Source organism: Propionibacterium ruminifibrarum (genome assembly GCF_900289195.1).
GTDB classification, from domain to species: Bacteria; Actinomycetota; Actinomycetes; order Propionibacteriales; family Propionibacteriaceae; genus Propionibacterium; species Propionibacterium ruminifibrarum.
The window spans coordinates 137,360-148,307 of record NZ_OMOH01000006.1 but is presented as its reverse complement, the minus strand read 5'-3'; the positions used below and the strand labels follow the sequence as shown (position 1 = coordinate 148,307).

Here is a 10,948-nt window from a genome sequence, read left to right as displayed (position 1 = left end):
GGGGGGCGCCGGTGCACCGCGGCGCTCCGGCAGCACCGGGTCGACGCGGTCGTAGCCGAGCCGGGTGACCCAGCAGCGTCCGTCCCGACGCCCGACGACGACCTCGGGAACGACGAAGCAGGAGCGCTGGGCGGTGCGCGCCGGGTCGTAGGTGAAGGAGCCGTAGGCGATGGGGCCGGTACCGAAGGCCTCGGGCATCTCGGTCTCGTTCTCGATCTGGGCGGAGAACTCGCCCCACCACCTGTCGGCCTCGTCCATGGAGACGTCGTCGAGGCGGGCCATCTGGCCGAGCGCGATGAAACCGTCCTGTCCCCTGAGGAAGGCCGCTCCCGAGTCGTCCAGGAAGTCGGTCAGGGGGCCGGGATCGGTGATGGCGGCGGTACTCGCGCGCATCCGCGTTGAACCGGGGTTAACGATCACGCCTGAAGAGTAACCGAAAGCAATTCGAGTCAGGGACGGTCCGTTTTTTGACCCCCGCGGTCGACGTGGACGATACTGACGCCTAATCTAGGAGCGACAGGGAGTCCTCAACAACGGGACGGGCGCGTTCGGCGTCAGGGCCACCCTGGCATGCGGATCCATGATGGATTGGGTGAGGCGATGACGCACAGTGAGGTGCCAGGCGTGAGCAACGCCCTGGCATCAGGGTTGCTCGCGGACTCGGCGCCGGTGGATCAGGACGAGGCCGACGTCATCGTCGTCGGTGCCGGCCCCGGCGGCTCCGCCACCGCCGCGTTCTGCGCCCAGCGCGGTCTGGACGTCCTCCTCCTCGAGAAGGCCACCTTCCCCCGCGACAAGGTCTGCGGCGACGGGCTGACCCCGCGCGCCGTGCGCATGCTCACGCGCCTGGGCATCGACACCAGCGAGTCGGCCGGGTTCCTGCACAACAAGGGCCTGCGCGTCTACGGGGGACGCACCGAGCCCTTCGAGCTGCCCTGGCCCGAACTCGCCGACTTCCCGAACTACGGCACCACCTGCCCCCGCCTGCGGCTCGACGACATGCTCGCCGGCCGTGCCATGCAGCTCGGCGTGCACCTGCTCACCGGCGCCAACGTGGTCGAGCCGCTCCTGGTGGGCGACCGCATCACCGGCGTGCGCACCGCCGACGGACGCACCTTCCGCGCCCCGGTCGTCGTCGCCGCCGACGGCAACTCCACCCGCCTGGGCGTGGCCATGGGCCGCCGGCGCGACGAGAAACGCCCGATGGGGGTGGCCGTGCGCGCCTACTTCGAGAGCCCCCGCCACGACGACCCGTGGATGGAGAGCTGGCTCGAGCTGTGGGACGGCGAGCGCGGCCACTCGACCCAGCTGCCTGGCTACGCCTGGGTCTTCCCGATGGGGGACGGGCGCTGCAACGTCGGGCTCGGCATGCTCAACTCGTCGCCGGCCTTCGGGCGCACCGACTACCGCCGGCTGATGCGCACCTGGCTGGCCTCGACCCCGCCGCAGTGGTGCTTCGACGAGGAGCACATGGTCGACCGGATCCGCGGCGCGGCCCTGCCCATGGCCCTCAACCGCAAGCCCGCCTACGCGGGCGGCCTGCTGCTCGTCGGCGATGCCGGCGGCATGGTCAACCCGTTCAACGGCGAGGGCATCGACTACAGCCTCGAGGCCGCCGAGATGGCCGCCGACGCGATCTGCGAGGCTCATTCCCGCGGCATCGGCACCGCGGCCGCCGAGCGCGCCCTGATGGGCTACGAGACGAGCGTCCAGAAGGGTTTCGGAGGCTACTACCGCCTGGGCATGATCTTCTCTCGGCTCATCGGCAACCCGAAGATCATGCACCTGTGCACCACCTACGGTCTTCCGCGGCCGGTGCTCATGCGTTTCGTCAACAAGCTGCTCGCCAACCTGACCGACGCCAGGGGCGGCGACGCATTCGACCACATCATCAACACGCTGACACGGATCGCGCCCTCGGCCTAGGCCGGGGCGGACCGAACCCGAATCGAGAAGGCAGGAAGGAACGGATATGAGCGCATACATCCCGATCCTCGGATTGGTCGCGCTGGCCGCCGTCTTCGTGTGGGTGGCGGCGATCTGGCTGTCCCCGCTCGTCGGCCCCCACCGTTACAACCGCACCAAGTACGACTCCTTCGAGTGCGGCATCCAGCCCACTCCGCAGACCGTCACCGGGGGCGGCCGCTTCGCGGTCAAGTACTACGTCACGGCGATGCTCTTCATCGTCTTCGACATCGAGATCGTCTTCCTCTACCCGTGGGCGGTCGCCTTCGACCACCTGGGCGCATTCGGTGTCGTCGAGATGCTCCTGTTCATCGTCATCATCTTCGCTGCCTACGCCTACGTGCTGCGCCGCGGCGGGCTCGACTGGGACTGAAAGGCCAGGTGACCACCCATGGGTATTGAGGAGAAGATTCCGTCCGGCATCTTCCTGACCACGCTCGAGGCCATCGCCGGATGGACGCGCAAGACGTCGTTCTGGCCCCTGACGATGGGTCTGGCCTGCTGCGCCATCGAGATGATCAGCTACGGCGGCCCGCGCGCCGACGCGGGCCGGTGGGGCCAGGAGGTCTTCCGCGCCAGCCCGCGGCAGGCGGACCTGATGATCGTCTCCGGCCGGGTCAGCCAGAAGATGGCTCCGGTCGTGCGTCAGCTGTGGGACCAGATGCCGGGCCCGAAGTGGTGCATCGCCATGGGCGCCTGCGCGTCCAGCGGAGGCATCTTCAACAACTACGCGGTTGTCCAGGGCGTCGACCACATCGTCCCCGTCGACATGTACATCCCCGGCTGCCCGCCCAGACCCGACATGCTCATCGACGCGGTCTTCAAGCTGCGCGCCCGCGAGGTCATGCACGCCCAGATCGGCGCCGACCGGGTCGCCGAGATCGCCGAGAAGGAGCAGGCGGCGCTGGAGGCGCCGGCCACCATCGAGCAGAAGGGGCTCATGCGATGAGTGAGAACGACGCCACCCCGGTGCGCCCCGAACGCAGCGAGGAATCCCTCGAGTTCCCGTACCTGGCGCAGTTGTTCGCGCCGGGCGCCGACCCGGAGGTCGACGACCAGATCGTCGCCCGCCGGACCGGCATGTGGGGTTCGGGCCAAGGATCCGGTGACACCTCGGGGTTCAACGGCCTGGAGCGCACCACCGCCCTGGCCGGTATCACGACCCCGCCCTTCGGCGGCTGGTTCGACCAGATCGCCGACCGCATGGCCGAGCTCGTTCCCGGATTCGCGACCCATGTCATGGTGCACCGCGGCGAGATCACCTTCTTCGTCCTGCCGGACAAGCTCGTCGAGCTGTGCCGGGCACTGCGCGACGACGAGGACCTGCGCTTCGAGGTGTGCCCGTCTGTCTCGGGCGTTCACTACCCCGAGCAGACCGGACGCGAACTGCACGTGGTCTACCACCTGCTGTCCTACACCTACAACCGCCGCATCCGCCTCGAGGTCGAACTGCCCGACTCCGACCCGCACGTTCCCTCGGTCGTGCCGGTCTACCCGCACGCCAACTACCACGAACGCGAGACCTGGGACATGTTCGGCGTCGTCTTCGACGGACACCCGGGGCTGACCAGGATCCTCATGCCCGACGACTGGGTGGGCCACCCCCAGCGCAAGGACTACCCGCTGGGCGGCATCCCGGTCGAGTTCAAGGGGGCCGTCGTGGCGCCCCCGAGTGAGCGCAGGAGTTACAACCAATGAGCCAGACCGAGAACCGAAGCGCCACCGACGATCTCTTCGCCGAGTCCGGCGACGAGCACGTCGACGCGGCCTACCTGTCCAACGGCGCCGACTGGGACCAGATCGTCGATGCCCAGCGTGAGAGCAACGACGAGACGATCGTCGTCAATGTGGGCCCCCAGCACCCCAGCACGCACGGCGTCATGCGTCTGGTGATGGAACTGGACGGCGAGACGGTCCTGTCCGTGCGCCCGAGCATCGGCTTCCTGCACACCGGCATCGAGAAGAACATGGAGTACCGCTCCTGGACGCAGGGCTCGGCCTTCGCCACCAGGTGCAACTACGTCGCCGGCATCTTCAACGAGGGCGCCTACTCGCTGGCCGTCGAGAGGCTGCTGGGCATCACCGACGACATGCCGCGCCGCGCCAGCCAGCTGCGCGTCCTCATGATGGAGATCAACCGCATCGCCTCCCACCTGACCGGTGTGGGTGCCGGCGGCCTCGAACTCGGGGCCACCAGCGTGCAGGAGGTCTGCCTGCGTGAACGTGAACGCGTCCTGGACTTCACCGAGGCCATCACCGGTCTGCGCATGAACAACGCCTACATCCGCCCCGGCGGGGTGCAGAACGACCTGCCCGACGACGGCCTGGACCTGCTCGACGAACTGCTGCGCCAGCTGAGGAAGAACCTGCCGGAGATCGGCCAGTTCACCCTCCAGAACCCGATCTTCAAGAACCGCCTGCAGAACGTGGCCCACATGGACCTGAGCCAGTGCATGATGCTCAACGCCTCCGGCCCGGTGCTGCGTGCCACCGGATACCCCTGGGATCTGCGCAAGACCCAGCCGTACTGCGGGTACGAGAACTACGAGTTCGAGGTCTGCACCGCCACCAGCATGGATGCCTACGGGCGCTGGGTGATCCGGCTGAACGAGATGGACCAGTCGATCCGCATCCTCGAGCAGGTGCGTGACGAGCTCGCCGCGTCCAAGGGCGAGGCCTACCGGATCGAGGACGATGAGCTGCGCTGGCCATCGGATCTGACCGTGGCCTCGGACGGCCAGGGCAACTCCAACGAGCACGTGAAGCACATCATGGGCGAGTCCATGGAGGGTCTCATCCACCACTTCAAGATCGTCTCGCAGGGCTTCCACGTACCGGCCGGTCAGGCCTATGTGCCGATCGAGGCGCCGGCCGGCGAACTGGGCTTCCACCTGGTCTCCGACGGGGGCACCCGCCCGTACCGCGCCCACCTGCGCGACCCCGGTTTCAACCACGTGCAGTCGGTCCCGATCATGTCCGAGGGCGGCATGCTCTCGGACGCGATCATGGGCATCGCCTCGCTCGACCCCGTGATGGGCGGTGTCGACCGATGACCCGGCCGCTGACCAGTAGGACACCCGACTCGATGACGAGAGGCAGTGACGTGGCATGAGTGATCACGAGTTCATGTCCCACTTCGACGATGCCGTGCGCATCGACGCCGACGAGGAGCCCACGAACATCGACGAGACGACGCTCGCCGAGATGCGCGAGCTGGCGGGGCGTTATCCGGACTCCCGCTCCGCGCTGTTGCCGATGCTGCACCTGGTGCAGTCGGTCGACGGGCGGGTCTCCGACGCCGGGGTGAGGGCCTGCGCCGAGATCCTGGGCATCAGCACCGCCCAGGTCAACGGGGTGGCCACCTTCTACACCATGTACAAGCGTCGTCCCGGCGGCAGGCAGCACATCGGCGTGTGCACCACCGCCCTGTGCGCGGTGCTCGGCGGTGACATCCTGCTCGACCATGTCGAGAAGAAGCTCGGCATCAGCGAGGGGGAGACGACGCCGGACGGCATGTTCAGCCTCGAACGCCTCGAGTGCAATGCCGCCTGCGACTTCGCGCCGGTCATGATGGTCAACTGGGAGTTCATGGACAACATGACCCCCGACAAGGCCGAACAACTGCTCGATGACTTGGCCGAGGGCAAGCCGGTCCGCTCCACGCGCGGCGCGACGATCACCAGCTGGCGCGAGGCCGAACGCGTCCTCGCCGGCTTCGACGACGGCCGGGCCGACGAGGGCCCGAGCGCGGGCGAACCCAGCCTGCGCGGTCTGACGTACGCCCGGGAGCACGGCTGGACGGCCCCTGCCGAACCGGCACCGGGGCCCGAGGGACAGGAGGCGTGATGGTCGACAAGCTGACTCCCATTGTCACGGCCCACTGGGGCGAGGAGGGCTCCTGGCGCCTGGAGAACTACGTGAGCCACGGCGGCTACGGCGCCGCCCGCAAGGCGCTCACCACGATGAGTTCGCCCGACGTCATCTCCCTGGTCAAGGACGCCGGTCTGCGCGGCCGCGGCGGCGCGGGCTTCCCGACCGGGATGAAGTGGTCGTTCATCCCCCAGGACAACCCGAACCCGAAGTACCTCGTGGTCAATTGCGACGAGTCCGAGCCCGGCACCTGCAAGGACATGCCGATGCTCATGGCCACGCCGCACACCCTCATCGAGGGCATCATCATCGCCTGCTACGCGGTCAACGCCCACCACGCCTTCGTCTACGTGCGCGGTGAGGTGCTGCACGTCATCCGCCGCCTGCGCAAGGCCGTCGCCGAGGCCTACGAGGCCGGATACCTCGGTGCGGACCTCTTCGGCACCGGCTACGGCCTGGACGTCATCGTCCACGCCGGCGCGGGCGCCTACATCTGCGGTGAGGAGACGGCGCTGCTCGACTCGCTCGAGGGACGCCGCGGCCAGCCCAGGCTGCGTCCGCCGTTCCCCGCCGTCGAGGGCCTGTACGCCTGCCCGACGGTCGTCAACAACGCCGAGTCCATCGCGTCGGTCCCGGCGATCGTCGAGCACGGGGCGGCCTGGTACCAGCAGATGGGCACCGAGCGGTCCAAGGGCGCCATGCTGTACTCGGTCAGCGGCCACGTGCGGCGTCCCGGCCAGTTCGAGGCCCCGCTCGGCATCACGATGCGCGAACTCATCGAGATGGCCGGCGGCATCCGCGAGGGCCATGAGCTGAAGTTCTTCACGCCCGGCGGCTCCTCCACCCCGATCTTCACACCCGAGCACCTCGACGTGCCCCTCGACTACGAGTCGGTCTCCGCCGCCGGCTCGATCCTGGGCACCAAGGCCCTGCAGTGCTTCGACGACACCGTCTCGGCCGTCCGCACGGCGCTGCGCTGGACCGAGTTCTACAAGCACGAGAGCTGCGGCAAGTGCACGCCGTGCCGCGAGGGCAGCTGGTGGCTGGTCCAGACGCTACGCAACATCGAGGCCGGCAAGGGTTCACCCGGGGACGTCGACAAGATGCTCGACGTGTGCGACAACGTCTCGATGAAGAGCTTCTGCACCCTCGCCGAGGGCTTCGTCGCCTGCATCACCAGCGCCGTCAGGCACTTCCGCAGCGAGTTCGAGGCCGGCTGCAACGGCACGCCCGCCTGGGAGCTGTTCCCCTACGAGGCCAGCGCGTTGTTCGCCGCGCCCCGTGAACTGGTCACCGTCACGTCCACCAACGAAGGGGGTGCGGCATGAGCACCGACGTCGCCGCGAAGCCGGACATGGTCACCTTCACCATCGACGGGACCGAGGTCGAGGTGCCCAAGGGCACGCTCGTCATCAGGGCCGCCGAGAAGATCGGCCTGGAGATCCCGCGGTTCTGCGATCACCCGTTGCTCGACCCCGTCGCGGCCTGCCGCGCCTGCCTGGTCGAGGTCCCCGACGCCGGCAACGGGCGCCCGATGAAACCGCAACCGGCCTGTGCGCTCACCGCGATGCCCGGCATGAGGATCGAGACCGCCGAGTCCAACGACAAGGTGGCCAAGCACCAGAAGGGCATGATCGAGTTCCTCCTGATCAACCACCCGCTCGACTGCCCGATCTGCGACAAGGGCGGCGAGTGCCCGCTGCAGAACCAGACGATGAGTCACGGCCCGGGCGAGTCACGCTACGAGGGCGCCAAGCGCACCTACGTCAAGCCCATCCACATCAGCGCCGAACTGCTGCTCGACCGCGACCGGTGCGTGCTGTGCCAGCGCTGCTCCCGCTTCAGCAGCCAGATCAGCGGCGACGACTTCATCAGTCTCGCCGAGCGCGGCGCGATGAGCCAGATCAGCATCTACGAGGACCAGCCCTACACCTCGTACTTCGCGGGCAACATCGTCCAGATCTGCCCCGTCGGTGCCCTGACCAGCGCCGACTACCGCTTCCAGTCGCGCCCCTTCGACCTCGTGAGCACGACGACGACCTGTGAGAACTGCGCCGCGGGATGCGAGCTGAGGGTCGACCACCGGCACTACTCGGTGCGCCGCCGGCTGGCCGGTGCCGACCCCGAGGTGAACGAGGAGTGGAACTGCGACAAGGGCCGCTTCGGCTACCGGTCCGCTCAGGACGGGCGCCGACTGACGACCCCCCTCGTGCGCCGGGACGGTCGTCTCGAGCCGGCCAGCTGGCACGAGGCGATCGACGCCGCGGTCACCGGCCTGAAGGCGGCCGGCCAGGCAGTCGGCGTGCTGCCCGGCGGACACCTGACGCTCGAGAACGCCTACGCATGGTCCCGATTCGCCCGCGCCGTGCTCGGCACCGACGACATCGACTTCCGCTCGCGACCATCCAGCGACGAGGAGGCCGGTTTCCTGGCCGCCCATGTCGCCGGGCGCGGGCTCGGCGAATCGGTCACCTACGCCGACCTCGAGAAGGCCCGACGCGTCGTCCTGGTGTCCTTCGAGCCCGAGGACGAGTCTCCGATCGTCTTCCTGCGACTGCGCAAGGCATGGCGCAAGCGGGGACTCGAGGTCGTCACCCTGGCCCCGTTCAGCACGCGCGGCTCGCGCAAGATGGGTGCCCGCCTGCTGCCCACCGCCCCCGGACAGGAGGCGGCCCGGCTCACCCAGCTGGGCGCCGACGGCGGACTCGACGAGGACACGATCATCCTCGTCGGCGAGCGCGCGGCGACCAGTCCCGGCGCGCTGAGCGCGGTCGTTGCCCAGGCCACCACCCATGGCGCCCGCTTCGCCTGGATCCCGCGCCGCGCCGGTGAGCTCGCCGCCCTCGAGGCCGGCGCCCTGCCGGGTCTGCTGCCCGGCGGCCGTCCCGGCACCGACCCGGCGGCCCGGGCCGAGATGGCCGCGGCCTGGGGCGTCCGGTCCCTGCCCGACGCCACCGGCCGGGACATCGGGCGCATCATCGAGGCGGCGACCTCCGGTGAACTGAAGGCCCTGGTCACCGGCGGAATCCAGGAAGCAGACCTCGACGATCCGCGGGCCTTCGAGGACGCCCTCGATGGTGTCGGCTTCGTCCTGAGCCTGGAGCAGCGCCCGAGTGATGTCACCGAGCGCGCGGACGTCGTCCTGCCGGTGGCCCTCCTCGAGGAGCAGGCCGGCACGTTCATCAACTGGGAGCACCGCACCCGCCCGGTCGCGCTCATCAACGCCGCGAACCAGGCGCCGATGACCGATGTCCGTGTCCTCGCCGCCCTGGCCGACGCCCTGGGCGCCGATCTCGGCATGCGCAGCCCGGCCCAGGCCGGCGCCGACCTCGCGGGTCTGCCGGACTGGGCGGGGGCACGAGCCGGGTTCGAGCCCCAGGCCCCCGAGGCCGGTCCCGACGGCGACGGCCGGGGCATGCTCCTGGCGAGCTGGCGGCTGCTCATGGACAACTCGGCCGCTCTCGACGGCGCCGACTTCGCCCGCGCCGCCACCCAGCCGCTGTCCGTCGCCCTGTCCCCGGCCGACGCCGAGGCCCTCGGCATCGCCGCGGGCGCCCCGGTGAGCCTCAGCGGACCGGACGGTTCGATGCAGCTGCCGGCCCGCATTGAACCCGACATGATGCCCGGCGTCGTCTGGGCGCCACTCAACTCGGTGGAGCCGCTGAGCGTCCTGCTCGGCGCCGGCCCCGCCGACCGTGTCCAGGTCGAGGCGGCGCGCATCGCCCCGCCCGCGCAGACCGTCGATCAGGGAGGTGCAGCGTGAACCCGCTCGAAAGCGCCATCTTCGGCCCCGACCCCTGGTGGCTGGTTCTCATCAAGGTCGTCGGCGTCTTCGTCGTCCTGCTGCTGTGGACCATCTTCAACGTGTGGTTCGAGCGGCGCGTGCTCGGACGCATGCAGAACCGCAAGGGCCCGATCATGAACGGCCCCCTCGGCCTGCCGCAGGCCATGGGCGATGGTGTCAAGCTCCTCCTCAAGGAGGACTTCCGCCCGGCCCGCACCGACAGGATCGTCTTCTCGCTGGCGCCGATGCTCATCGCGATCGCCGCCTTCAGTTCGTGGGCGGTCATTCCGCTCGGCGGCGAGGTGCGCATGTTCGGTCACACGACCCGCCTGCAGGTCTCCGACCTGCCGGTCTCGGTCCTGCTCGTCCTGGCCATCGCCTCGGTCGGCATCTACGGCGTCGTCCTGGCCGGCTGGGCCTCGAACGGCACCTACTCGTTCCTCGGCTCGATGCGCGCCACGGCGCAGCTCATCAGCTACGAGGTGTGCATGGGCCTGTCGCTGGTGACGGTCTTCATGTTCGCCGGCTCGATGAGCACCAGCCAGATCGTCGAGGCCCAGATGCAGAACATGAATCTCTTCGGGCTGCAGACCTTCTTCCCGACCCACTACTGGCTGCCCCTGCTGCCGAGCTTCTGCATCTACATCGTGTCGATCTTCGGCGAGACGAACCGGCTGCCCTTCGACCTGTCCGAGTGCGAGTCCGAGATCGTCTCCGGTCACATCACCGACTACTCGGGTTTCCGCTACGCCATGTTCTTCCTGGCCGAGTACATCAACGTCGCCACCGTCTCCGCCGTGTGCACCACGCTCTTCCTCGGCGGTTACGGCGCGCCGTGGCCGTTCTCCATGATCGACGCCGTCAACCACGGCTGGTGGGGGCTGCTGTGGTTCTTCCTCAAGGCCCAGCTCGTCGTCTTCTTCTTCGTCTGGGTCCGTGCGGCACTGCCGCGGTTCCGCTACGACCAGTTCATGAACCTCGGCTGGAAGTGGCTCATCCCGATCTCGCTGGTGTGGATCCTGATCTTCTCCGTCCTGCGCGGCGGCGTGGTCAACGACTGGTTCGCCTCACCGCTCATCGCGATCGTCATCGGTGTGGCCATCATCATCCTGCTGGCCTGGAGCCTCTGGCCGTCCAGGGCCGAGGCCGAACCGGACGAGGAGGCCGAGGAGGAGTTCGACGCCTTCGCCGGTGGCTACCCGGTGCCACCGATGCCGGGGCGCCAGGCCCGGCTGTTCGCCGGGATCGTCGCCGAGTCCGGGCCGCCCGAGGCGCCGGCACGATCGGCCGAGGACGATCGGCCCGCCCCGGCCGGAGAGGAGCACTGAC

Annotated in this window: 9 protein-coding genes and 1 pseudogene; 9 read left to right on the top strand and 1 reads right to left on the bottom strand. The window is 69.0% G+C overall.

Features of this window, described 5'->3' with window-relative positions; translation table 11 throughout:
- Nucleotides 1-420 (bottom strand): annotated as a pseudogene (locus tag PROPJV5_RS12755) (isochorismate synthase); the annotation flags it as partial.
- A 204-nt stretch (nucleotides 421-624) separates the two neighbouring features.
- On the opposite strand from PROPJV5_RS12755, the gene PROPJV5_RS08725 reads away from it, so the two are divergent.
- The 9 genes from PROPJV5_RS08725 to nuoH are packed head-to-tail and all read left to right on the top strand — an operon-like array spanning nucleotide 625 to nucleotide 10,947.
- The gene (locus PROPJV5_RS08725; RefSeq protein WP_239018444.1) at nucleotides 625-1,926 is read left to right on the top strand and encodes a geranylgeranyl reductase family protein; all 1,302 of its coding nucleotides are present in this window, start codon (nucleotides 625-627) and stop codon (nucleotides 1,924-1,926) included.
- 46 nt (nucleotides 1,927-1,972) lie between these two features.
- Nucleotides 1,973-2,338, top strand: a complete 366-nt coding sequence (locus PROPJV5_RS08720) for an NADH-quinone oxidoreductase subunit A (RefSeq protein ID WP_119715965.1) — start codon at nucleotides 1,973-1,975, stop codon at nucleotides 2,336-2,338.
- A gap of 18 nt (nucleotides 2,339-2,356) precedes the next feature.
- A complete protein-coding gene (locus tag PROPJV5_RS08715; RefSeq protein ID WP_119715964.1) occupies nucleotides 2,357-2,914 on the top strand; it encodes a NuoB/complex I 20 kDa subunit family protein in 558 nt (185 codons plus the stop codon).
- Nucleotides 2,911-3,663, top strand: coding sequence for an NADH-quinone oxidoreductase subunit C (locus PROPJV5_RS08710; RefSeq protein WP_119715963.1), 753 nt, complete (start codon nucleotides 2,911-2,913; stop codon nucleotides 3,661-3,663). Before PROPJV5_RS08715 ends, PROPJV5_RS08710 begins: the two co-directional genes overlap by 4 nt.
- Nucleotides 3,660-5,018: an NADH-quinone oxidoreductase subunit D gene (locus PROPJV5_RS08705; protein ID WP_119715962.1), complete on the top strand. Its 1,359-nt coding sequence runs from the start codon at nucleotides 3,660-3,662 to the stop codon at nucleotides 5,016-5,018. The genes PROPJV5_RS08710 and PROPJV5_RS08705 overlap by 4 nt, the downstream gene beginning before the upstream one ends.
- Nucleotides 5,019-5,073: 55 nt before the next feature.
- Complete coding sequence (nuoE, locus tag PROPJV5_RS08700; protein ID WP_119715961.1) at nucleotides 5,074-5,811, top strand: NADH-quinone oxidoreductase subunit NuoE; 738 nt, start codon at nucleotides 5,074-5,076, stop codon at nucleotides 5,809-5,811.
- Nucleotides 5,811-7,163 carry an NADH-quinone oxidoreductase subunit NuoF gene (gene nuoF, locus PROPJV5_RS08695; RefSeq protein ID WP_119715960.1) on the top strand — a complete coding sequence of 451 codons (1,353 nt, stop codon included), beginning with the start codon at nucleotides 5,811-5,813 and terminating at the stop codon, nucleotides 7,161-7,163. The genes nuoE and nuoF overlap by 1 nt, the downstream gene beginning before the upstream one ends.
- Nucleotides 7,160-9,598, top strand: coding sequence for an NADH-quinone oxidoreductase subunit G (locus PROPJV5_RS08690; RefSeq protein WP_119715959.1), 2,439 nt, complete (start codon nucleotides 7,160-7,162; stop codon nucleotides 9,596-9,598). Before nuoF ends, PROPJV5_RS08690 begins: the two co-directional genes overlap by 4 nt.
- Nucleotides 9,595-10,947 (top strand): NADH-quinone oxidoreductase subunit NuoH, encoded by a 1,353-nt coding sequence (gene nuoH / locus PROPJV5_RS08685; RefSeq protein WP_119715958.1) that lies wholly within the window; start codon nucleotides 9,595-9,597, stop codon nucleotides 10,945-10,947. The genes PROPJV5_RS08690 and nuoH overlap by 4 nt, the downstream gene beginning before the upstream one ends.
- Nucleotide 10,948 lies beyond the last annotated feature (1 nt).